At 62.0% G+C, this 22,469-nt stretch carries 23 protein-coding genes and 1 pseudogene; 17 read left to right on the forward strand and 7 right to left on the reverse strand.

Annotated elements, in window-relative coordinates; translation table 11 throughout:
* Nucleotides 1-40: 40 nt before the first annotated feature.
* Together HU725_RS19880 and aptA are read right to left on the reverse strand one after the other, a co-directional pair.
* The gene (locus HU725_RS19880) at nucleotides 41-1,534 is read right to left on the reverse strand and encodes a CoA-acylating methylmalonate-semialdehyde dehydrogenase (protein WP_186476452.1); all 1,494 of its coding nucleotides are present in this window, start codon (nucleotides 1,532-1,534) and stop codon (nucleotides 41-43) included.
* A 73-nt stretch (nucleotides 1,535-1,607) separates the two neighbouring features.
* Nucleotides 1,608-2,954: an omega-aminotransferase AptA gene (gene aptA, locus HU725_RS19885; RefSeq protein WP_060479724.1), complete on the reverse strand. Its 1,347-nt coding sequence runs from the start codon at nucleotides 2,952-2,954 to the stop codon at nucleotides 1,608-1,610.
* Between the two features lie 119 nt (nucleotides 2,955-3,073).
* Between aptA and HU725_RS19890 the strand changes: the two genes are divergently transcribed.
* From HU725_RS19890 to HU725_RS19910, 5 genes are all read left to right on the forward strand, one after another.
* Complete coding sequence (locus tag HU725_RS19890; protein WP_060479725.1) at nucleotides 3,074-3,991, forward strand: LysR family transcriptional regulator; 918 nt, start codon at nucleotides 3,074-3,076, stop codon at nucleotides 3,989-3,991.
* Between the two features lie 90 nt (nucleotides 3,992-4,081).
* Nucleotides 4,082-4,744, forward strand: coding sequence for a TetR/AcrR family transcriptional regulator (locus HU725_RS19895; protein WP_060479726.1), 663 nt, complete (start codon nucleotides 4,082-4,084; stop codon nucleotides 4,742-4,744).
* Between the two features lie 9 nt (nucleotides 4,745-4,753).
* Nucleotides 4,754-5,338: an IMPACT family protein gene (locus tag HU725_RS19900; RefSeq protein ID WP_186476451.1), complete on the forward strand. Its 585-nt coding sequence runs from the start codon at nucleotides 4,754-4,756 to the stop codon at nucleotides 5,336-5,338.
* A gap of 353 nt (nucleotides 5,339-5,691) precedes the next feature.
* On the forward strand, nucleotides 5,692-6,378 hold the full coding sequence (locus tag HU725_RS19905) for an SDR family oxidoreductase (RefSeq protein WP_186476450.1): 687 nt from the start codon (nucleotides 5,692-5,694) through the stop codon (nucleotides 6,376-6,378).
* An 84-nt stretch (nucleotides 6,379-6,462) separates the two neighbouring features.
* Nucleotides 6,463-7,410, forward strand: coding sequence for an adenosine deaminase (locus tag HU725_RS19910; protein WP_186476449.1), 948 nt, complete (start codon nucleotides 6,463-6,465; stop codon nucleotides 7,408-7,410).
* A gap of 5 nt (nucleotides 7,411-7,415) precedes the next feature.
* Here HU725_RS19910 and HU725_RS19915 read toward each other — a convergent pair whose 3' ends face one another.
* A complete protein-coding gene (locus HU725_RS19915) occupies nucleotides 7,416-8,123 on the reverse strand; it encodes an ArsR/SmtB family transcription factor (RefSeq protein ID WP_186476448.1) in 708 nt (235 codons plus the stop codon).
* A gap of 464 nt (nucleotides 8,124-8,587) precedes the next feature.
* Between HU725_RS19915 and HU725_RS22945 the strand changes: the two genes are divergently transcribed.
* Nucleotides 8,588-8,785 carry a hypothetical protein gene (locus HU725_RS22945; RefSeq protein WP_081016688.1) on the forward strand — a complete coding sequence of 66 codons (198 nt, stop codon included), beginning with the start codon at nucleotides 8,588-8,590 and terminating at the stop codon, nucleotides 8,783-8,785.
* Here HU725_RS22945 and HU725_RS19920 read toward each other — a convergent pair.
* A complete protein-coding gene (locus HU725_RS19920) occupies nucleotides 8,736-9,917 on the reverse strand; it encodes a multidrug effflux MFS transporter (protein ID WP_186476447.1) in 1,182 nt (393 codons plus the stop codon). The two genes, HU725_RS22945 and HU725_RS19920, sit on opposite strands and share 50 nt — an antisense overlap.
* A gap of 75 nt (nucleotides 9,918-9,992) precedes the next feature.
* A complete protein-coding gene (locus HU725_RS19925; protein WP_186476446.1) occupies nucleotides 9,993-10,190 on the reverse strand; it encodes a heavy-metal-associated domain-containing protein in 198 nt (65 codons plus the stop codon).
* 145 nt (nucleotides 10,191-10,335) lie between these two features.
* On the opposite strand from HU725_RS19925, the gene HU725_RS19930 reads away from it, so the two are divergent.
* From HU725_RS19930 to HU725_RS23225, 5 genes and pseudogenes are all read left to right on the forward strand, one after another.
* Entirely contained in the window at nucleotides 10,336-10,722 is a 387-nt protein-coding gene (locus HU725_RS19930; protein ID WP_060479732.1) for a hypothetical protein, read from the forward strand.
* A gap of 56 nt (nucleotides 10,723-10,778) precedes the next feature.
* On the forward strand, nucleotides 10,779-12,992 hold the full coding sequence (locus HU725_RS19935; RefSeq protein ID WP_225915499.1) for a heavy metal translocating P-type ATPase: 2,214 nt from the start codon (nucleotides 10,779-10,781) through the stop codon (nucleotides 12,990-12,992).
* Entirely contained in the window at nucleotides 12,989-13,393 is a 405-nt protein-coding gene (cueR, locus tag HU725_RS19940; RefSeq protein ID WP_186476445.1) for a Cu(I)-responsive transcriptional regulator, read from the forward strand. The genes HU725_RS19935 and cueR overlap by 4 nt, the downstream gene beginning before the upstream one ends.
* A 359-nt stretch (nucleotides 13,394-13,752) precedes the next feature.
* Nucleotides 13,753-14,682 (forward strand): annotated as a pseudogene (locus HU725_RS23220) (cache domain-containing sensor histidine kinase); the annotation flags it as partial.
* A gap of 129 nt (nucleotides 14,683-14,811) precedes the next feature.
* Nucleotides 14,812-15,540 carry a methyl-accepting chemotaxis protein gene (locus HU725_RS23225; RefSeq protein WP_371326788.1) on the forward strand — a complete coding sequence of 243 codons (729 nt, stop codon included), beginning with the start codon at nucleotides 14,812-14,814 and terminating at the stop codon, nucleotides 15,538-15,540.
* A gap of 58 nt (nucleotides 15,541-15,598) precedes the next feature.
* On the opposite strand, the gene HU725_RS19950 is transcribed toward HU725_RS23225, so the two are convergent.
* Both HU725_RS19950 and HU725_RS19955 read right to left on the reverse strand, forming a co-directional pair.
* On the reverse strand, nucleotides 15,599-16,378 hold the full coding sequence (locus HU725_RS19950; protein WP_186476444.1) for an AraC family transcriptional regulator: 780 nt from the start codon (nucleotides 16,376-16,378) through the stop codon (nucleotides 15,599-15,601).
* Between the two features lie 52 nt (nucleotides 16,379-16,430).
* Nucleotides 16,431-17,708 (reverse strand): acetyl-CoA C-acetyltransferase, encoded by a 1,278-nt coding sequence (locus HU725_RS19955; protein WP_186476443.1) that lies wholly within the window; start codon nucleotides 17,706-17,708, stop codon nucleotides 16,431-16,433.
* Nucleotides 17,709-17,826: 118 nt separating this feature from the next.
* Between HU725_RS19955 and HU725_RS19960 the strand changes: the two genes are divergently transcribed.
* From HU725_RS19960 to HU725_RS19985, 6 genes are all read left to right on the forward strand, one after another.
* On the forward strand, nucleotides 17,827-19,179 hold the full coding sequence (locus HU725_RS19960) for a 3-oxoacyl-ACP reductase (protein WP_060479737.1): 1,353 nt from the start codon (nucleotides 17,827-17,829) through the stop codon (nucleotides 19,177-19,179).
* Between the two features lie 2 nt (nucleotides 19,180-19,181).
* Complete coding sequence (locus tag HU725_RS19965) at nucleotides 19,182-20,033, forward strand: MaoC family dehydratase (RefSeq protein ID WP_186476442.1); 852 nt, start codon at nucleotides 19,182-19,184, stop codon at nucleotides 20,031-20,033.
* A gap of 65 nt (nucleotides 20,034-20,098) precedes the next feature.
* Complete coding sequence (locus tag HU725_RS19970; RefSeq protein WP_186476441.1) at nucleotides 20,099-20,404, forward strand: MazG-like family protein; 306 nt, start codon at nucleotides 20,099-20,101, stop codon at nucleotides 20,402-20,404.
* A complete protein-coding gene (locus tag HU725_RS19975) occupies nucleotides 20,401-21,150 on the forward strand; it encodes a methyltransferase domain-containing protein (RefSeq protein ID WP_186476440.1) in 750 nt (249 codons plus the stop codon). Before HU725_RS19970 ends, HU725_RS19975 begins: the two co-directional genes overlap by 4 nt.
* Before the next feature lie 23 nt (nucleotides 21,151-21,173).
* Nucleotides 21,174-21,806 (forward strand): DUF4136 domain-containing protein, encoded by a 633-nt coding sequence (locus tag HU725_RS19980; protein WP_186476439.1) that lies wholly within the window; start codon nucleotides 21,174-21,176, stop codon nucleotides 21,804-21,806.
* A gap of 19 nt (nucleotides 21,807-21,825) precedes the next feature.
* Nucleotides 21,826-22,395: a DUF4136 domain-containing protein gene (locus HU725_RS19985; RefSeq protein ID WP_186476438.1), complete on the forward strand. Its 570-nt coding sequence runs from the start codon at nucleotides 21,826-21,828 to the stop codon at nucleotides 22,393-22,395.
* Nucleotides 22,396-22,469: the final 74 nt, after the last annotated feature.

The following is a 22,469-nucleotide window of genomic DNA, read 5'->3' on the forward strand; positions in this document are numbered from 1 at the left end:
GCGGGGGAGGCTTGCGGCCTCCCCCGCTTACGCTCAGCGCTTACAAGCTAGGGAATGCAAACTGCGACGCTTCATGGCTGGAGCGTTGCGGCCAGCGCTGGGTGATCGCCTTACGGCGGGTATAGAAGCGCACGCCATCCGGCCCATAGGCGTGCAGATCACCGAAGAGCGAACGCTTCCAGCCACCAAAGCTGTGGTAAGCGACAGGAACTGGGAGCGGTACGTTGACCCCCACCATGCCTACCTCGATTTCGTCGCAGAACAGGCGCGCGGCTTCACCGTCACGGGTAAAGATGCAAGTGCCGTTGCCATACTCATGGTCATTGATCAATTGCATGGCTTGTTCCAGGCTGTTCACGCGCACCACGCACAGCACCGGGCCGAAGATCTCTTCTTTATAGATGCGCATTTCTGGGGTCACGTGATCGAACAGGGTACCGCCGACGAAGTAGCCGTCTTCATTACCCGATACACGCAAACCACGACCATCGACCACCAGTTTGGCGCCAGCGGCCAGGCCATCGTCTATATAGCCGACTACCTTGTCACGGGCAGCAGCGGTCACCAGGGGCCCCATGTCAAGACCACAGGAAGTACCGGCACCGATCTTCAACGCCTTGATCTGCGGCTCCAGCTTGGCGATCAGTGCATCGGCAACCTGATCACCGACGCACACAGCCACCGAAATAGCCATACAGCGCTCACCGCACGAACCGTATGCCGCACCCATCAGCGCACTGACCGCGTTGTCCAGATCAGCGTCGGGCATCAACACTGCGTGGTTCTTCGCACCGCCCAGAGCCTGGACGCGCTTGCCGCGCTTGGTACCTTCGGCGTAGATGTACTCGGCGATTGGCGTCGAACCAACGAAGCTCAGTGCTTTGACCTCCGGTGCTTCGATGAGCGCATCGACGGCTTCTTTATCGCCGTGCACCACGTTGAGGATACCTTTCGGCAGGCCAGCCTCCAGCAACAACTGCGCAATGAATAGCGTCGAGCTGGGATCGCGCTCGGATGGCTTGAGGATGAAGGCGTTGCCGCAGGCGATGGCCAACGGGTACATCCACAGCGGCACCATGGCTGGGAAGTTGAACGGGGTGATGCCAGCAACTACGCCCAGCGGCTGGAAGTCGGACCAGGCATCGATGTTAGGGCCAACATTGCGGCTGTATTCACCTTTAAGCACCTCTGGCGCCGCGCAGGCAAACTCGACGTTCTCGATGCCACGCTTGAGTTCACCAGCGGCGTCTTCCAGGGTCTTGCCGTGCTCTTCGCTGATCATCTGCGAGATGCGTGCTTCATTCTGCTCCAGCAGTTGTTTGAAGCGGAACATCACCTGAGCGCGCTTGGCCGGGGGGGTATTGCGCCAAGCCGGGAACGCGGCCTTGGCAGAGTCGATGGCCTGCTGAACGGTCGCGCGGCTGGCCAACTCGACCTTACGCACCGCTTGTCCGGTAGATGGATTGAAGACATCGGCGGTACGCTCGCCCTTGGTAACCAGCTCGCCGTGAATCAGGTGCTGAACAATGCTCATGCAAAACTCCAGATAAAGAAGGTTGAGTCAGGCGCGTGATCGGCTCACGCGCTCTGCGTCGAAAGCGTGATGATCAGTCGATCTTGTTCAGGGCTTCACCGACCGCGTCGAACAGACGGTCCAGCTCCTGCGGCTGAGTATTGAAGGTTGGCCCGAACTGCAAAGTGTCGCCGCCAAAGCGAACATAGAAGCCGGCCTGCCACAGCTTCATGGCCGTTTCGTAAGGCCGCACGATGGCATCACCGTCGCGGGCAGCGATTTGAATCGCGCCTGCCAGGCCATAGTTACGGATGTCGACGACATTCTTGGTGCCTTTGATGCCGTGCAATAGGTTCTCGAAGTGCGGCGCCAACTCTGCAGCCGACTGCACCAAGTTCTCTTTTTGCAGAAGGTCGAGCGCAGCAATACCGGCGGCGCAGGCAACAGGGTGCGCCGAGTAGGTGTAGCCGTGAGGAAATTCGACGGCGTATTCCGGAGTCGGTTGGTTCATGAACGTCTGGTAGATCTCGCTGGAGGCGATCACTGCCCCCATCGGAATGGCACCGTTGGTGACCTGCTTGGCGATGCACATCAGGTCTGGGGTGACACCGAAAGCCTCGGACCCAGTCATGGCACCCATACGGCCGAAACCTGTGATGACCTCGTCGAAGATCAGCAGGATGTTGTGCTGCGTACAGATCTCACGCAACCGCTTGAGGTAGCCCTTGGGCGGCGGCAGCACACCGGCGGAACCTGCCAGCGGCTCGACAATCACGGCTGCAATGTTCGACGCATCGTGCAGCTCGATCAGCTTGAGCATTTCATCTGCCAAGGCGATACCACCCTCCTCCGGCAGGCCTTTGGAGAAGGCATTCACCGGCAGCACGGTGTGGGGCAGGTGGTCGACGTCCAGCAATTGGCCGAACATCTTGCGGTTGCCATTGACGCCACCCAAGCTGGTACCCGCGATGTTAACCCCGTGGTAGCCACGCGCACGGCCAATGATCTTGGTCTTGGTGGCCTGGCCTTTTAGGCGCCAGTAGGCACGCACCATTTTCAACGCGGTGTCGCAGCACTCGGAGCCCGAGTTGGTATAGAAGACATGGTTCAGGTCGCCGGGCGTCAGTTCAGCGATCTTCTCGGCGAGCTGGAACGAAAGCGGGTGGCCGAACTGGAATGCCGGGGAGTAATCGAGAGTACCCAGCTGACGTGCGACTGCCTCGGTGATTTCCTTGCGGGTATGCCCGGCACCACAGGTCCACAGACCTGAGAGGGCATCGAAGATTCGCCGGCCCTTGTCGTCTACCAGGTGATTGCCATCGGCCGCGACGATCAAGCGCGGGTCGCGCTGGAAGTTACGGTTGGCGGTGTAAGGCATCCAGTGGGCATCGAGCTTCAGCTGGCTGGCGATACCTGGAGTGACGGCTTCGGGCATGTTCATCGGCGGGGTCCTTGAAAGACTGTTAGGCAACGATGGATGTTGTTGCAGCTAAATTGGCACGGCGATAAAGTCTGAAAAAGCCTACATTTCTAATCTTCAGTTAGCGCAAGACTAAACTTATGAGCCGACGCCCCGACCCTCTCGCCCAGGTAAGTGATTTCGATATCCGCTTGCTGAAAATTTACCGAAGCGTCGTTGAATGCGGAGGGTTCTCCGCTGCGGAGAACGTGCTGGGCATAGGCCGCTCGGCCATCAGTCAGCAGATGAACGATCTCGAACAACGCCTGGGCTTACGTTTGTGTCAGCGCGGCCGCGCTGGCTTCTCGCTGACCGAGGAAGGCCGCGAGGTGTACCACTCGGCACTGCAATTGCTCAGTGCGCTTGAAACTTTCCGCACCGAGGTCAATGGCCTGCACCAGCATTTGCGCGGCGAGCTCAACATCGGCCTGACCGATAACCTGGTTACCCTGCCACACATGCGCATCACTCATGCCCTGGCCGAACTCAAGGACCGCGGCCCCGAAGTGCGTATCCAGATCCGCATGATTTCCCCCAGCCAGGTCGAGCAAGGCGTGCTGGACGGCAGTCTGCACGTCGGTGTGGTGCCGCAGACCAGCCCACTTTCAGGCCTGGAATATCAATCGCTGTACAGCGAGCGTTCACAGCTTTATTGCGCGGTTGGCCACCCGTTGTTCTACGCCGACAACCAGCAGATAGACGATGAGCGCCTGAACAGCCAGGAGGCCATCGCCCCTACCTTCCGCCTGCCTGCAGAGATTCAGGCGCATTACCAGGCCCTCAATTGCACCGCCAGTGCCTCAGACCGCGAAGGCATGGCTTTTCTGATCCTGACTGGGCGCTACATCGGCTATCTTCCGGACCATTACGCGACCTTCTGGGTCCAGCAGGGCCGCCTGCGCGCGCTCAAACCGGCGCAACGGTTCTACGACCTGAGCCTGAGCTGGGTGACCCGCAAGGGCCGTCGGCCAAATCTGGTATTGGAAAGCTTCCTCGAAAGCCTGGCTGCGACACGCTGATGCCCGCTTCTGACGCTAAGGCTTGTCAGGCCAGCACAGGCAGGTAATCTTGTCCGACATTCGTTGCCACAGACCTGTCCGGAATCGTCCATGACCCTAGAAGTCCCAGCGCATCGCCTCCCCGCCTCGGGCAAGCCCGCCGGCCGTATCCGCCAGAAGAACGAACAGGCCATCATCCAAGCCGCCGAAGACGAATTCGCCCGTCATGGTTTCAAAGGCACCAGCATGAACACCATCGCGCTGAAAGCCGGCTTGCCCAAGGCCAACCTGCATTACTACTTCACCAACAAACTCGGCCTGTACATCGCCGTGCTGAGTAACATCATCGAATTGTGGGACAGCACCTTCAACGCCTTGAGCGTCGACGACGACCCGGGCACCGCGCTGAGCCATTACATACGTACCAAAATGGAGTTCTCCCGGCGCAACCCTCAGGCCTCGCGGATCTTCGCAATGGAAGTGATCAGCGGCGGCAGTTGCCTCACCGAGTACTTCAGCGCCGACTACCGGGAGTGGTTCCGCGGCCGGGCTGCTGTATTCCAAGCCTGGATCGAAGCCGGAAAAATGGACCCGGTGGACCCGGTGCACCTGATCTTCCTGCTGTGGGGCAGCACCCAACACTATGCCGACTTCGCTACCCAGATCTGCCAGGTCACCGGCCGGAGCCGGCTGACCAAGCAAGATATGGAAGATGCCAGCAATAACCTTATCCACATCATTCTCAAAGGCTGCGGCATCACGCCGAGCGCCTGACGTTCATTTATGCCTTCTACCTTGCTCGAGCTCTGCGAATTTCGCGAGGAAATCCGCAAGAGCCGCTTCATCACCCTTGCCGCCCCGATCACCAGTGCGGCCGAAGCCATGAGCTTCATCGAACGCCACAGCGACGTGGCCGCCACCCACAACTGCTGGGCATGGAAGATCGGCGGGCAGTACCGCAGCAATGACGATGGTGAACCAGGCGGAACCGCCGGGCGGCCAATCCTGGCGGCCATCGAAGCACAGGATTGCGACCAGGTCGTGGTGCTGGTAATCCGCTGGTACGGCGGCATTCAATTGGGCACCGGGGGGCTAGCCCGCGCCTATGGGGGTGGCGCCAACAAATGCCTGCAACAGGCGCCCAAACGGCTGCTGGTAAAGCGCAGCGAATTCGTTTGCAGTTGTACGTTCAGCGAACTGGCGCTGGTGAAACTGCGCCTGGCAGAGGTCGACGGTCTGGTGCTGGACGAGCAGTTCACCGCCAATGGCGTCGACCTTGAAATCGCGCTGGGTGAAGAGCACCTGGGCACCTTGCAACAGCAGTTGGCCGATCTGAGCCGCGGCCGAATCATCTTGCAGGACCGCTGAGACTTGCCCACATCAACTGTGGGCCGGCCTGTGGATAAGCTTGGGGCACTCCGCTGCATCCCATGCCAGCAAAGGCCTGCGGAGCATTGAGCATATTTTGATCAGCGTTTGATGACAGCACCAAGTGCCTGAACTGTGGTGAGTTATCCCCAGTGCGAACGACAGATCGCGGGCAGGCTTGCGCACAATTACTGTGGATCAGCCTGTGGATAACCCGTGAGCCAACCGTTCAGTGCCCGGCTCACTCAGGGCCGGGCGTAGCTGTACATTTTTTAGCCAGACGCTAGGCAGGCACACCTGACGGCACTGCAGTATGCTCAATTGTTTTCCGACTCCCATAAAGGAATCTTCCAATGGCAACTTCGAGAACTGCCCTCATCATCGGCGCATCCCGCGGCCTAGGCCTGGGTTTGGTCCAGCGCCTGCAGGAAGATGGCTGGAGCATCACCGCCACCGTGCGCAATCCCCAGCAGCCCGGCGCCCTGGCCGATGTCCCGGGCGTGCGCATTGAACAACTGGAAATCAATGACGCCGCTCAACTCGACGGCCTCAAGCAACGCCTGCAAGGCGAGGTATTCGACCTGGTGTTCGTCAACGCTGGCGTCATGGGCCCTCTGCCGCAGGACCTCGAATCGGTAAGCAGCCAGGCCGTTGGCGAGTTGTTCATGACCAATGCCGTGGCCCCGATCCGTGTCGCCCGCCGCCTGGCAGGCCAGCTGCGCGAGAACACTGGCGTGCTGGCGTTCATGAGCTCGATCCTGGGCAGCGTAACCATCCCCGACGGCGGCGAGCTGTGCCTGTACAAAGCCAGCAAAGCGGCGCTCAACTCGATGATCAACAGCTTTGTGGTCGAACTGCAGCGCCCGGACCTGTGCGTACTGGCCATGCACCCCGGCTGGGTGAAGACCGACATGGGCGGTGAAAACGCGGAAATTGACGTGCTCACCAGCACTCGGGGCATGCTGGAACAGATCAAGGCGCAAAGCGGCAAGGGTGGCTTACGCTTCATCAACTACAAAGGCGAGCCGCTGACGTGGTGAGATGAATACCGACCGGCCGGGCGCAATACCCGGCCGAGCCCTGTAGAATGTCGGCAACCGTTCCTGATTCGAGACATTCCCCCTATGTATGATTGGCTCAATGCCCTGCCCAAGGCAGAACTACACCTGCACCTCGAAGGTTCGCTGGAGCCCGAACTGCTCTTCGCACTGGCCGAGCGCAACAAGATTGCCCTGCCATGGAATGACGTAGAAACCCTGCGCAGCGCCTATGCGTTCAATAACCTGCAAGAGTTTCTCGACTTGTACTATCGCGGCGCGGACGTACTTCGCACCGAGCAGGATTTCTATGACCTGACCTGGGCCTACCTGCAACGCTGCAAGGCACAGAACGTGATTCATACCGAACCGTTCTTCGACCCGCAGACCCACACTGACCGCGGCATCGCGTTCGAAGTGGTGCTCAATGGCATCAACCAGGCACTCAAGGATGGCCGCGAGCAACTGGGCATCAGCAGCGGCCTGATCCTGAGCTTCCTGCGTCACCTCAGCGAAGAGCAAGCGCAAAAGACCCTAGACCAGGCCATGCCGTTCCGCGACGCGTTCATCGCTGTCGGTCTGGACAGTTCGGAGATGGGCCACCCGCCAAGCAAGTTCCAGCGCGTGTTCGACCGCGCCCGCAGCGAAGGTTTCGTGGCTGTCGCCCACGCCGGTGAGGAGGGCCCGCCCGAGTACATCTGGGAAGCGTTGGACCTTCTGAAGATCAAGCGGATCGACCACGGCGTACGCGCCATCGAAGACGAGCGCCTGATGCAGCGCATCATCGACGAGCAGATCCCGCTCACTGTTTGCCCCTTGTCCAATACCAAGCTTTGCGTGTTCGACGATATGAGCCAACACAACATCCTCGATATGCTCGAGCGTGGCGTCAAGGTGACAGTCAACTCGGACGACCCGGCCTACTTCGGCGGTTATGTCACCGAGAACTTCCACGCCCTGCACACCCACCTGGGCATGACCGAAGACCAGGCTCGCAAGCTGGCGCAGAACAGCCTGGATGCTCGCCTGATCTGAAGCCGTCACCCCACCTGCAAAGTCGCCACGCGGGCGATGCGGTTGATCTGCTGCACACCTTCGGCAGAAATCTGCAGCACCCGCGTGCCTTCAGGTTCGCGTATCCAGCCAGACTGAAGAAACAGTTTGAGCAATGCCTGGCCAAGGCTGCCGCCCAAGTGCGGCCCTTGGTCGCTCAACTCATTGTTGTGGCAGACCGAACAGCCGCCTTGGCGTCGTGATGCCAGCGCGTCGATGTAGACCCCGATGGCCGCCAGTTGAGCCCGCCCCTCATCGCTCACCGTGAGCTCCCGCTCACTGCCCACCAGCCAACCAGCCACTACCAGCCGATGGTACAGTTCAGCCGCCAGTTCGCCGCCCAAGTGGTCACCACAGCGGCGCGCCCTGCGCATCGCCATTGGCAATTGAAGTACCTCGGTATGCCGCCTGTTTTGCGCAACCAACTGCACACTGGCCAACGCTTCGACGGCGACCCCGACCTGGGGAGTGGCGAGCCTGAAGTAGCGCTTGCGGCCCCGCGCCTCGAGCCTGAGCAGGCCTGCCGAAGACAGCAGCGCCAAATGCGCACAGGCAGAAGACGAGGTCAGCCCGGTCATCATCGCCAGTTCATCGGTCGGCCTCGGGGTGCCATCGATCAGCGCCCATAACATCGCGCTGCGCTTGGGGTCGGCCATCAGGCCGGCAATCTGACTGATACTGCTGACTGCATTCATATCCCTATCTCTCCCGCGTGATCACGTCTGGTTTCCAGAGGCCAGCCTTGGCTACGCTAATCGCCCCCAAGGCAAAGTGCTCGACCGCCAGTATAAGCCGCAGAAAAGCCGCATCCGGCAGCTCGGAACCTGTGCAGGTAAGCCCGAATGACGCTGGGTAGGGTGACCCTCGAATCGGTCGATGTGGCGGGCAAAGCTCTACAAACCAGAGCAGGAGGGAAAATACTGGGCATAAGGAAGGATGGCCCAGAGCGTGCTGCGACTCTGCCGACAGTACCCTTCCTCAAGTAGCGCAACTCAAAGCGAAGCTTCTACTTCAATTCAGCCGAAGCCTATGGAAACTTCAGACAAACCCTTGAGACAACGCCCCGACCGCCAGTCCGAACACCCGCTCGGGCCATGGCAACGGTTGTGCGCAGCGCTACACTATCTGCGCCCCTCTTGCCAATCGGAGGTATGCCGCGATGAAAATTGTCGTCAGTACGTCGACCCGCAACCCCAACTGCCCCTGGCAGGTCAGGCTCGACCAGCATGTAGTGAGTTTTCGCAGCGAAGCCGAGGCCCGCGCCTTCGTCGCTACCCTACAAAATCGCCTGCAGGCCCCTCACTCGCTCATGCAGGGCGCGCTGCCTGAAAGCGCCGGGTCAGCAATGCGACACTGACCACCAGCACCCCGCATAAACTGATTACCAGGCTCATGGGTATTGCACTCCCGTCATGAAGCACACCGACCAGCGCTGCTGCAGCGGCAGCGACGCTGAACTGCAGGCAGCCCATCAATGCCGACGCGCTGCCCGCCCGAGCGCCCTGGCCGCTCATGGCACAGGCGGCCGCGTTTGGAATGATGCACCCTAGGCTGGCGATGCAGACGAACAGCGGCACCAGCAATGGCCACAGTGCAGCGGGTTGCAGGGCCGCAACAGCCAACAGCGAGAGGCCCGCCGCGAGGTACACCCAGACCGCACGGCTCAGCAGAAATGCCGGGCCTCGCTTGACCAGAAGGCGCGCATTGACTTGCGCGACCAGGATGAAGCCAGCAGCATTGGTGCCGAACAGCCACCCATAATGTTCAGCAGGTACGCCGTAGAGATTTATGAAGACGAAAGGTGAACCAGCGATGTAGGCAAACATACCGGCAATGGCGATCCCCCCCGTCAACGCGTGGCCGAGGAACACACGGTCGGCCAACAGACGCAGGTATTGGCGCAAGGCACCCGACAGTGGCTGGCGCGGCATATGCGCCGGCAAGCTTTCCGGCAGGCCAAGGGTTACGGCCAATAAGCTGGCTGCACTGAACAGGCTTAGCGCCAGGAAGATCGACTGCCAACCGGCGAAGTTCACCAGCACCCCACCCAGCATCGGTGCCAGGATCGGAGCCAAGCCCATCACCAGCATCAACTGCGAGAACACCTTGGCAGACGCCACCGGGTCGCACTTGTCGCTGACGATGGCCCGCGACAGGACCATGCCGGCGCAACCGCCCAGCGCCTGGACAAAGCGAGCGATGATCAACGTGTCGAGGTTGGGCGCATAGGCGCAGGCCAGTGAGGCAAGGGTGAACAAAGCCACCCCGAATACCAAAGGCTTGCGCCGACCAAACCGATCTGCCACAGGCCCATAGGCCAGCTGACCGATCGACAAGCCAAGGAAATAGGCCGCAAGAGTGGCCTGTACGTGTTTTTCATCGGTGGCGAACGCCTGCGCCATGGCCGGGAAGGCGGGCAGGTAGAAGTCGATCGCCAAGGGCCCGAACGCACTGAGTGCGCCCAGAATCAGCACCATTCGCAGGTTCATCAGAAATCCATAGCATGCTAAGCAAGCTGCTAAGTCTACCTGCGTCGGGCCCTGTGTGTCGCGATCAGGCTGCGGTTATGTCAACTCGGCCTGGTAGCCTTCTTCACGAATGGCCGCCAGCACCTGCTCAGCCGTCAGTGTGCTCTGCACGTTGACTTTTTTGCCGGCCAGATCCACGTCAACCTTGGCTTGTGCATCCAGCGCCTGCACTGCTTGCGTCACAGCTTTCACACAATGGCCACAGGTCATGCCTTGTACATTGAACACTTGCATGGGGAATGCCTCCTTCGGGGTTTTGTCCAGTTTCAAGCTTGCCATCGGGTCAAGGTCAAGTTCTGCGTTGCGCGGCCGGGCTGGAAATCCGCGCGCACCTCAGCCAAGCTGCGCCTTTGACGATCGCGCATGCAGGAGGTTTTTCATGTTCAGGACAGCAGTGGGCGCAGTCGGGCTACTGGCCGCACTAGCCGCAGTGCCCCCGGCCAGCGCCGAGAGCAACTCGGACTACAGCGTACTGATCATTTCCCGGGAACGCCTGGAGGTGGCGACCAGTTGCGAGATCGGCGTGTACCTCAATGACCAGCTTTCCGGTCGGGTATTCCAAGAGCAGTCCACATCCTTCAACCTGCCGCCTGGCCCGGTGGACGTGCGCCTGCGCCTGCTGCCTGGGCAAATGCCCGGCTGCGCTGCCGGTATCGAGGACCAACGCAGCACACGGCTCAACCTGCAAGCGGGGCAGATCAACAAATACCGTATTGCCATGGGCCACAATGGCCTTGAGTTGCGACGAGCCAGCCTGGGCTATTGACCTTCCCTGCGTGGCAAGGTTGATGCTGTGCCCAAGCCCTGCCGAGGAGCAAAGCCATGCCCGCCACCACACTGCCAAGCCGAACCGTGGAACTACAGATCACCGGTATGACCTGCGCCAGCTGCGTCGGCCGGGTCGAGCGAACATTGGGCAAGCTACCAGGGGTCGAACAAGTTAGCGTCAACCTGGCCAATGAACGGGCTCATCTGCAAGTGCAGCAGGCAGTCGACGATGCACTGTTGATCAGCGCCGTCGAAAAAGCCGGCTACAGCGCCAGCCTGCCACAAGCCACGGAAAGTGCCCGGCAAGACATCCAGTGGCGGCTGCGCACCGAGCGCCTGGCCGTCGTGGCCGCCTTGCTGCTGGCACTGCCGTTGGTCTTACCCATGCTGGTGCAGCCGTTCGGCCTGCACTGGATGCTACCTGCCTGGGCGCAATTGGCCCTGGCCACACCCGTGCAATTCATACTCGGCGCACGCTTTTACCAGGCCGCCTATAAAGCTGTGCGCGCCGGTGCTGGCAACATGGATCTGCTAGTGGCCTTAGGCACCAGCGCAGGTTACGGCCTGAGCCTATACCAGTGGGCCACGGCCCCGGTCGGCACGGCCCCGCACCTGTATTTCGAAGCGTCGGCGGTGGTGATAGCCCTGGTATTGCTGGGCAAGTACCTTGAAAGCCGCGCCAAGCGCCAGACCGCCAGTGCCATCCGCGCGCTGGAGGCATTGCGCCCGGAACGCGCCTTGCGGGTGGTTGATGGCCACGAAGAGGAAGTTGCGATCAGCGCGCTGCGCCTGGACGATCGGGTGCTGGTCAAACCCGGCGAGCGCTTCCCGGTCGACGGTACCGTCGAAGAAGGCAGCAGCCACGCTGACGAAGCGCTGATCAGTGGCGAGAGCCTACCGGTGGCCAAACAACCCGGCGACCGCGTCACTGGCGGAGCCATCAACGGCGAAGGCCGGCTGCTGATTCGCACCGAGGCGCTAGGCGCGCAGACCGTGCTGGCCCGCATCATCCGCCTGGTTGAAGACGCACAAGCGGCCAAAGCACCGATCCAGAAGCTGGTCGACCGGGTCAGCCAAGTGTTCGTCCCTGCGGTGCTGGTGCTGGCAGTAATCACCTTAATCGGCTGGTGGCTGGCCGGCGCGCCGGTGGAGACGGCGTTGATCAATGCTGTCGCCGTACTGGTGATCGCTTGCCCCTGTGCCCTGGGCCTGGCCACGCCGGCTGCGATCATGGCCGGAACGGGCGTCGCGGCGCGCCACGGCATTCTGATCAAGGATGCCGAAGCGCTGGAACGCGCCCATGCAGTCAACCGCGTGGTGTTCGACAAGACCGGGACTCTCACCTCCGGCAGCCCGCGGGTCGTTCACAGCCAGGCGCAGGGGATCGACCACGCCGAATTCATGCGCCTGGCCGGCGCCCTGCAGCGGGGCAGCGAACACCCCCTGGCCAAGGCGGTGCTGGCTGTTTGCACCGAGCAGGGCCTGGACGTGCCTGAAGTGAGCGATAGCCTCTCACTCTCCGGCCGCGGCATTGCCGGTTTCGTACGGGGCCACGCGTTGGCGCTTGGCAACCGCCGCCTGCTCGATGAAAGCGGCCTACAACCTGGCGAGTTGGCGAGCAAGGCACAAGCCTGGGAAGCCGAGGGGCGCACGCTGTCCTGGCTGATTGAGCAGGGTGAGGCGCCACGCGTACTCGGCCTGCTGGCGTTCGGCGACAGCCTCAAGCCCGGCGCCGAGCAAGCCATCGCTGCACTGCACGCCCGCCATATCAGCAGCCACTTGTTGACCGGCGACAACCACGGCAGCGCCAAGGCGGTGGCTGACGCCCTCGGTATCGATGATGTGCACGCCCAAATGCTACCGGCCGATAAGACCGCCACCGTAGCTGCGCTGAAAAAGGACGGGGTGGTGGCCATGGTCGGCGACGGTATCAACGATGCCCCGGCCCTGGCCGCTGCCGACATCGGCATCGCCATGGGCGGTGGTACTGACGTGGCCATGCAGGCTGCGGGCATCACGCTGATGCGGGGTGACCCGCGGCTGGTCCCTGCTGCGCTGGAAATCAGCCGCAAGACCTACGCGAAAATCCGTCAGAACCTATTCTGGGCCTTCATCTACAACCTGATCGGCATCCCCTTGGCCGCACTGGGTTACCTCAACCCGGTCATGGCCGGGGCTGCGATGGCGCTGTCCAGCGTCAGCGTGGTCAGCAATGCCCTGTGGTTGAAAACCTGGGCACCCACCAGCAGAGCCGAGGAGGCCCAATGAACATTGGCCAGGCGGCCCGCCGCAGCGGGCTCAGCACTAAGATGATCCGCTATTACGAGGCCATTGGTTTACTCAAACCGGCCACGCGCAGTGACAGCGGCTACCGCGTTTACCACGCCGAAGACCTGCATAGCCTGGCGTTCATCAAGCGCTCCCGCGACCTGGGGTTTTCTTTGGATGAAGTGGGCAAGTTGCTGACTCTGTGGCAGGACCGCGGGCGCGCCAGTGCCGATGTCAAGGCTCTGGCAATGCGTCACATCGATGAGCTGAACCGGCGCATCGAGGAGCTGGAGAGTCTGCGTGACACGCTGGGGGACCTGGTTGCCCACTGCCAGGGAGACGATCGACCGGATTGCCCCATTCTCAAGGACCTGGCCAAAAACGCGGGCTGCTGCCATTGAGGAGCTTGGTTCGCACTTCACGGCATGGAGAGGCGACAGCGTCATAATTGTTTGGTATGCCATATTAGCCTGCCGCCGACCGAATCGTCGTCAAATGCGACTTCGCCCAATAAATACGGGCGTCTGGCCTAATTTTTCCCTGGGTGCTGCCGATGTAGTTGCTACCTGCCTCGCGTGCAAAAAACAAAACCCCGGGAGCGTCGATGAACATCAAACAAAAACTGACTTGGGCCTTCGCGGTGATCGCGGGCTTGCCCATCGTCCTCGTAGCCACCCTGGTGGTCCTCAACCTGCGCGGCGAAGCCCGCGACGGTTTCCTCGACAGCAGCAGCCGGGAAATCCGTCAGGTCAGCAATGCGATGAACATTTTCTTCCAGGGCATCGACCAGAATGTCGCCTACCTGGCCTCGCAGCCGATGGTGGCGGCCACCGGCACCAACCTGAACAAGTACATGAGCGCCACCCCGTCCAACGAACTGGGTGAACAGGATCAGCAGCTCATGGACTTCTTCACCCGTCTGGCAGAGTCTCACCCAGGCTATGCCTATGTTTCCTACGGCGTGAGTGACGGCGGCTATGTGTGCTGGCCAGCCGGGCAGAAGTTCGTCAACTACGACCCGCGCCAGCGCCCGTGGTATCAGCAGGCCATGGCCAACCCCGGCAAGACCGTACGTACTGGCGCCTACTACTGGGCTGCCGACGATGCAGTGCTGATCAGCACCGTACGCGCCGTACCCAACCAGCTGGGCAACCCAGGCGGGGTGGTCAACATCGATGTTTCGCTCAAGGGCCTGACCGAGATCGTGAAACAGATCAAGCTGGGTGAAAGCGGGTACCTGATGCTGGTGGAAAGCAACGGCAATGTCATGGTCGACCCCCGCGATGCCAGCCACAACTTCAAGCAGCTGGGCAGCTTCGGTGATGGCTATGCCGAGCTGGCCAAGGCCGGCAAAGGTCTGGTCGAGGTGCAGATCAACGGTGAGCGCTACATGGCCAACGTCTACCCGGACGAGAAACTGGGCTGGACCTTCATCGGCCTGATCCAGCAAAGCGAAGTGATGCAGACCACCACACGCCTGACCTGGCTGATCGGGGCTATCGCGCTGGTGCTGGCAGCCGTGTTCGCCGTGCTGGGCGCGGCGTTCGCCAAACTGATCGTGCGCCCGATCAACAGCGTCACCAGCGGCCTGGAAGACATTGCCCAAGGCGAAGGCGACCTGACCCGCAACCTCGACGTGCGTGGGCGCGACGAAACTGCGCAACTGGCGAACTGGTTCAACCAGTTCCTTGGCGCCATCCGTAGCCTGATCCAGCACATCGGCTCAGCCGCCAGCAAGATCCTCAGCACCTCCACCAGCTCGACCCAGGTTTCCAGCGACATGGCCGAGGCCGCTGGGCGCCAGCGAGAAGCCGTGGACATGGTCTCCACTGCATTCCACGAGATGGTCGCAACCGCCAACGAAGTGGCCCGTTCGTGCAGCCAGGCTGCGCAATCGGCCGATAGCGGTCAGCAGCAGGCCCGTGAAGGGCAGCAACAGATTGACGCGGCAGTCAGCAGCGTGGACCGCCTCAGCCAAGAGATCGAGCAGTCGGCCCAGTCGATCCAGCAACTGGAGCGCGACAGTAACGCCATTCAGTCCATCCTCGGCACCATTCGCTCGATTGCCGAGCAAACCAACCTGCTGGCGCTGAACGCCGCCATCGAGGCGGCCCGCGCGGGTGAACAGGGCCGTGGTTTTGCCGTGGTGGCCGATGAAGTTAGGGCGCTGGCCAAACGCACCGCTGACTCGACCGCCGAAATCGATGGCTTGTTGGGCAACCTGGCCAGCCGCACGGCAGAAGTGGCTGGGCAGATGCATGCCAGCCTGGAGGTGTCGCAGCAGTCGGTCAGCCGCATCGGTATGGCCCGTGACAGCTTCGGGCAAATTCGCGAGTCGGTAGACATCATCCGCGACATGAACACGCAGATCGCTACGGCAGCCGAAGAACAGCACCAGGTGGCCGAGGACATCAACCGGCACATCAGCCAGATTCATGGCGACGCGCAGTTGGTAGCTGAGTTGGCCCAGGCAGCGCGCCAGGACTCCGAGAGCCTTGCCGGGCTGTCCAATGAACTGGATGCCCTGGTACGCCGCTTCCGCACCTGAGTACCGATGCCCCGGCCCTTTCGCGGGTTTACCCGCGAAAGGGCCGGGGCGGTCTACATCAAAACTTCAGTTCTCCCGGCGTCGCTCCAAACAATTGCTTGAAGGCCGCGATGTAGGCAGAGGTCGAATCATAGCCACAGCCCAGCGCCGCGTCGGTCACGCTTTGCCCCGCCTCCAGCAACGCAAGCGATGACAACAAACGCATCCGCTGGCGCCAGTTGCGAAAACTCAGGCCGGTTTGGCGCTGAAACAAACGCATCAAGGTCTTTTCCGAGCACCCTAATTTCGCCGCCCATCGTTGCAAGGTATGCGCCTTGTCCGGCTCGGCGATCAGGCTGTTACACAACGCCTGCAGGCCTGGATGGCTCGGCAAAGGCACAGAGAACCCAACCTCCGGTAACGTGCGCAGCTGGTCCAGCAATACGCTGACCAGGCGCCCTTCGGCGCTATCGCCTTCAGGGTACTCGACCGGCATCAGGCAGAACTGCTTGATCAGCTCACGGGCCAAGGGCGTCACTTCCAGTACCCGACAGTGCCCCGGCGCCCATTGGCACGCATCACGACGGATGTACAAACTACGCATCTCAGCCTGCCCGGATGCCACCACATCGTGCTCCACACCAGCGGGTATCCAGACGCCCCACTGCGGCGGAGCGAAATAATTGCCACCGTTGGTATAAACCCCCAGTACGCCGCTGATCGCATAACAGAACTGGACCCAATCATGGCTGTGTCGCGTCGCATAGGAACCGGCGTGAAGGCTTTCGACACGCGCATAGACAGGCCGGGGCAAGTGTCCCAAGGCTGGAATAGCGCGAGGATGTCCGATCAACTGCATAGCCAATTCTTGTAGTGCCGAGCAGCCAAGCCTATCAGAGATCGCCTTCGCCTCACCGCTCGACGATAACCGTCACCCCCTGCCCGCCCGCTGCACAAATGGAAATCAGCCCGCGGCCTTTACCGGCCTTGGCCAGCAACTTCGCCAGGTTGGCCAGAATCCGCCCGCCAGTCGCTGCGAAGGGGTGCCCTGCCGCCAATGAACTGCCCTTGACGTTGAGCTTGCTGCGATCGATGCGCCCCAAGGGCGCATCCAGCCCTAACCGGTCACGGCAGTATTGGGCATCCTCCCAGGCTTTGAGGGTGCATAGCACCTGAGCGGCGAAGGCTTCATGGATTTCGTAGTAATCGAAGTCCTGCAAGGTCAGGCCATTACGCGCCAGCAGCCGCGGCACCGCGTACACCGGCGCCATCAGCAGCCCCTCTTGGCCTGTGACGAAATCCACGGCAGCGGTTTGGCCATCGACCAGATACGCCAGCACTGGCAGGCCCTGCTCTTGAGCCCACTGCTCGCTACCCAGCAGCACCATCGAAGCACCATCGGTCAGTGGCGTGGAGTTGCCGGGCGTCAATGTGCCCAGGCCGCTGCGGTCGAAGGATGGCTTGAGCCTGGCCAGTTGCTCAAGGGTCAGATCGGTACGCAGATTGTTGTCACGGGCCAAGCCCAAAAAAGGCGTCAGCAGGTCATCTTGCCAACCTTCGTTGTAGGAGGCCGCCAGGTGCCGATGGCTGTGCAACGTCAGTGCGTCCTGCTCGGCGCGGTCGATGCCCCAGGTTTGCGCCATGCGCTCGCAGTGCTCGCCCATCGACAGCCCGGTGCGCGGCTCGCCGTTACGCGGCAGCTCAGGTTTGAGATGGCTCGCCCGTATTTGCAGAAACGGCTTGAGTCGCTCGGCCAAGGTTTTGCCACGGTTAGCCTGCAAGAGGATACGCCGAAGCCCTTCATTGACCCCGATCGGTGCATCGGACGTGGTATCCACGCCGCCGGCAATGCCACTGTCGATCTGCCCGAGGGCAATCTTGTTGGCCACCAGCAGCGCAGCCTCCAGGCCAGTACCGCAGGCTTGCTGGAGATCGTAGGCAGGCGTCTGCGCCGACAGACGGGAGCCGAGTACGCATTCGCGGGTCAAGTTCATATCCCGCGAATGCTTGAGCACAGCCCCCGCCACCACTTCCCCCAATTGCAGCCCGTGCAAGCGATAACGCTCGATCAGGCCCTCCAGGGCCGCAGTCAGCATCGCCTGGTTGCTGGCGTTGGCGTAAACGCCATTGGAGCGGGCGAAGGGAATACGATTGCCGCCCAGGATCGCGACCCGACGAGTTGAGCTCATGCGTATAGTCCTCCGTTAACCATTCGATCCGTACAGCCTAGGTGTTTTTGCCGCATTCGAACGACCTTGGCATAAAGTTGGTCCACACTTGCAAGCTTGCCTTCAGGGAGACCCGCACATGAGCGATCGCTATCTCGGCTTTGCCAACTCCAACCTCGGGCGTCGCCTGGTAGATGCCCTTGGCCTGCCGAGCCCGGCGCCGCTGGAGCGCTGGCAGGCAGGCCGCCTGCGCCCGGTTGAAGGCGCGCTGGTGCTAGGTGGCGGCCCCTTGGCAAAGCAAGTCGAAGCCATTGCCCCGCGACTGACCGACACCCTCTACAGCTTCAATGGCCAAGGCCTGCAGTCACCGCAATGGGTCGCCGGGCTTGGGCCCAAGCTCAAGGCCGTGGTGTTCGACGCCAGCCATTTGTCCGACAGCGACCAGCTCAAGCAGTTGCGCGAGTTCTTCCAGCCATTGCTGCGCAGCCTTGCCGCTTGTGCTCATGTGGTAATTCTCGGGCGCGCTCCACAGACCCTCGACGACCCGCTTGCCAGTGTCGCGCAGCGTGCCCTCGAGGGGTTCAGCCGCTCGCTGGCCAAAGAACTGCGCAACGGCGCCACCGCGCAATTGTTGTATGTGGACGAAGGCGCGGATGAGCAACTGGAGGGTGCGCTGCGCTTCTTCCTGTCGCCCAAAAGTGCTTTCATTTCGGGCCAGGTGTTGCACCTGCAGGCCTGCACTGCCCAGGTCGAAGACTGGACCCGCCCCCTCGGTGGCCGCCGCGCCCTGGTCACTGGCGCGGCACGGGGCATCGGCGCCGCCATCGCGCAAACCCTGGCACGTGATGGTGCTCAGGTAATGCTGCTGGATGTGCCGCAAGCACAGCAGGAACTCGATGCACTGGCCGCTCGCCTTGGCGGCAAGGCCCTGGGGCTGGACATCTGCGCCAGCGATGCGCCTGCCAGGCTGCTCGAAGCGCTGCCCGAGGGCATCGATATCGTGGTGCACAATGCTGGCATCACCCGCGACAAGACCCTCGCCAACATGACCCCGGAGTACTGGGATGCGGTGATGGCGGTTAACCTCAAGGCCCCGCAACTGCTAACCAAGGCTTTGCATGACGCAGGCGCGTTGGGCGATAACGCGCGGATCACCCTGCTGGCGTCGGTCAGCGGCATCGCCGGCAACCGCGGCCAGGCAAACTATGCCGCGAGCAAGGCCGGCCTGATCGGTTTTGCGCAAGCCTGGGCCGCCAAGCTCGCCGAGCACGGCAGCAGTATCAATGCCGTGGCGCCGGGTTTCATCGAAACCCACATGACCGCAGCCATGCCCATTGGCCTGCGCGAGGCCGGGCGGCGCCTGAGCTCACTGGGCCAGGGTGGGCGCCCGCAGGACGTCGCCGAAGCCATCGCCTGGCTCAGCCAGCCAGGCTCCGGCGCGGTCAACGGCCAAGTGCTGCGCGTTTGCGGCCAAGCTTTGATGGGGGCTTGAACATGAGCCGGCAATGGCAGGACCTGCACAGCCCAGACTCACGCGCCAGCCTCTACCTGCGCGCGGCCAGCAAACGCAAGATCAGTGGCCATGCCCTGCCCACTGGCGGCCTGCGCAGCCTGATCCACGTACAGCCCGGCAACCTTGAAGCCTACCGCAGGCTCTGCCACTTCACCGATGAAGGCCGTTTGCCTGCCACCTACCCCCACGTGATGGCGTTCACCCTGCAATTGCAATTGCTCACCAGCCACGACTTCCCTTTCCCTTTGCTCGGGCTTGTCCATTTGCACAACCGTATCGACGTGCTGCGCCCGCTGGGTGGCATCGACGAGCTGCGTTTTGCGGTGTATGCCGATAACCTACAGGCCCACGCCAAGGGCGGCACCTTCGACCTTGTCACCGAGGCCGAGGATGGCCTCGGGCTGCTGTGGCGCGAGACCAGCCGCATGTTGGTGCGCGGCCTGAAGCTCGATGGCCAGGCAGAAGATAGCCAGGAGCATGCCCCAAGCGCCCTGCCCCAGATGACCCGTTGGTACGCCGACACCGATATAGGCCGGCGCTACGCCATGGTCTGTGGTGACTACAACCCGATCCATCTGAGCGCCATCAGCGCACGGCTGTTTGGCTTCCCCAAGGCCATCGCTCACGGTATGTGGAGCAGCGCCATGGCATTGGCAGCCTTGCGCACGCACATCCCCACCAGCGGTTACCGCTTCGAAGTAGCGTTCCGCAAGCCGGTGCGCCTGCCTTCGGAAGTCATCCTCAGTGCCAGCGAGGCGGGGCCCGCAGGGGAGTTGCGGCTGGACGGTCAGGGTGGATTGCTGCACATGGTCGGGCGCTGGGCCGTGCTGTAACGCCTTGTTCGTACTTGCTTTGCATCGGGCCTGGGCAGAAGCTATGCAGCCTTAGGAGAGCACCGATGAATTTGCAAGAACTGACCCAACGCCTGCACCGGATTCGCGACAACAACGACTGGCGCGGCTTTCATAGCCCGAAGAACCTGGCCATGGCCGCCAGCGTTGAAATGGCAGAACTGGTGGAAATCTTCCAGTGGCTTAGCGAGGAGCAATCCCGGCAATTGCCTGCCGACCAGCTGGCCCACGCAGGCCAGGAAGTGGGCGACGTGGTGCTCTATCTGTTGCTGTTGTGCAGTGAGCTGGGGCTGGATATGGAGCAGGTGGTGCAGGCCAAGCTTGCCGACAGCGAAAGGCGCTTTGCCCGATGAATGACCGTCACTTCGATGAACTGGCCACGCGCTTTGCCCAGAAAATCTACGGCGGCAACAAGGGCGCGATACGCCTGGCGGTGCTGCAAGCGGACCTGGCCGAGGCGCTGCCCGATCGGCCGCTGCGGGTTCTGGACGTTGGCGCGGGGCTGGGCCACATGGCCTTGTGGCTGGCCCAGCGTGGGCACCATGTAACGCTCGCCGAGCCCGCCACACCGATGCTCGAAGGGGCCAGGGAACGTTTCGCCGAGGCGGGCCAGCCCGCCACCTTCATCCAGGCACCCTGGCAAGCGCTGCCTGACCAACTGCACCAGCCGTATGACCTGGTGCTGTGCCACGCCGTCCTGGAATGGCTGGCCGAACCGCAAAGCATCCTGCCGGTGCTGCATCAGCTAACCGCCCCGGCAGGCTGGCTGTCGCTGGCCTTCTACAACCGCGATGCATTGGTCTATCGCAACTTGCTCAAGGGCCACCTGCGCAAATTGCGCAGCAACCGCCTGGAAGGTGAAAAGCAGAGCCTGACCCCGCAAAAACCGCTTGATCCGCGCGAGCTCAAGGCGCAACTTGAAGGCATGTGGCGCATTGAAACCGAAAGTGGCGTGCGTGTTTTCCACGACTACATGCCTAGAGAATTTCAGGAAAAAGCCCCATTGCCCGATCTGCTGGAAATGGAACTGGCTCACCGCCGTCACCCCAGCTTCGCCGGCCTTGGCCGCTACCTGCACTGGATGTGCCGGCCCTGCTGACTGCACCCCTGCCGGAGGGATACATGCCGTACCGTCTGTTGTGCCTGGCCCTGCTGCCCCTAGCCCTGGCTGGCTGCCAGGGCACTAACCCCTACGTGGCCAGCAGCCGCCCGCTGCCCCCTGCACCTGCACAGGCGGCCAGCACCTTCGATGCCAGCGCCTATCCGGCGGCGCCGCGCGACTACGGGCGCTATCGCAGCTGGAGCTGGCGTAATGGTCAGTTGCCCAACGGCACTGCTCAGGCAGACCCTGCGCAAATAGCCGACGCCATCAGCACAGCCCTCGATCAGCAGGGCCTTCGCCCCGCCCGCGGCGCTACCGGCGATTTGCTGGTCAGTGCTGACTTGCGCCTGGAGCGGCGCCTGCGCCAAGTCCGTGACGACTATTACGACCCTTATTACGGCCCGTACCCCTACGGCGGCGCTGGCTTTGGCGGTTACCGCAACGGCTACGGCGCCTACGGCAGCGTGCCGATCGTACGTACCTACGAGGTGGAAGTGATGGTGGTGCGTATCGACTTGTTCGATGCCCGCAATGGCCAGCCAGTGTGGAGCGCCAGCGCCGAAAGTGGCAGCGACAGAAGCTCGCCGCGCGATCGCGAGGCAGCCCTTCGCGAGTCGGTTCGTAAAGCGCTCAGCGGCTATCCTCCCAGTTAACGCCTAACGGAGAACCATCATGTTGCGCCGCTTGGTTCTACTGTCGTTCGCGTTGGTGCTCGCCGCCTGCTCAAGCAACAATGTTCTGCAGGATTTCGACGCCAGCCGCGATTTCGCTGCCTACCGCAGCTGGGCCTGGCAGGAGCCGGGCCTGCAATACCGCCCTGACGACCCACGCATCAAGAGTGACCTGACCGAGCAACGCATCCGCACAGCCGTTGCCGACCAGCTTGACCAGCGTGGCCTGCGCCCTGCCCAAGGCACCGCCAAGGCCGACCTCACCGTACGCGCCTACCTGATCGTCGAGCAGCGCCAGCAGCAGATCACCACCAACTATGGCGGCGGCTGGGGAGGCTACTGGAATGGCTACTGGGGCGGCCCGATGTACAACGAAACCCGCAGCGTCGATTACAAGGTCGCGACCATCCAAATCGACCTGTTCGATGGCCGCGACGGCAAGCTGGTCTGGCGTGGCAGCGCAGAACAGATCATGAACAACTACCCACCTGGCCCCGAAGAGCGCAACAACGCGATCCAGAAGACCGTCGCTCAAGTGCTTGGCAACTACCCACCTGGTCGTGTCAGGTAAGCCAGCCGCCCTGCTGTGCCTTCGCACTTTTTGCCTGCCCACCCTGCCCGTTCGTCAGATCGCGTCTACCCTGT

The organism is Pseudomonas promysalinigenes (assembly GCF_014269025.2).
GTDB lineage: Bacteria > Pseudomonadota > Gammaproteobacteria > Pseudomonadales > Pseudomonadaceae > Aquipseudomonas > Aquipseudomonas promysalinigenes.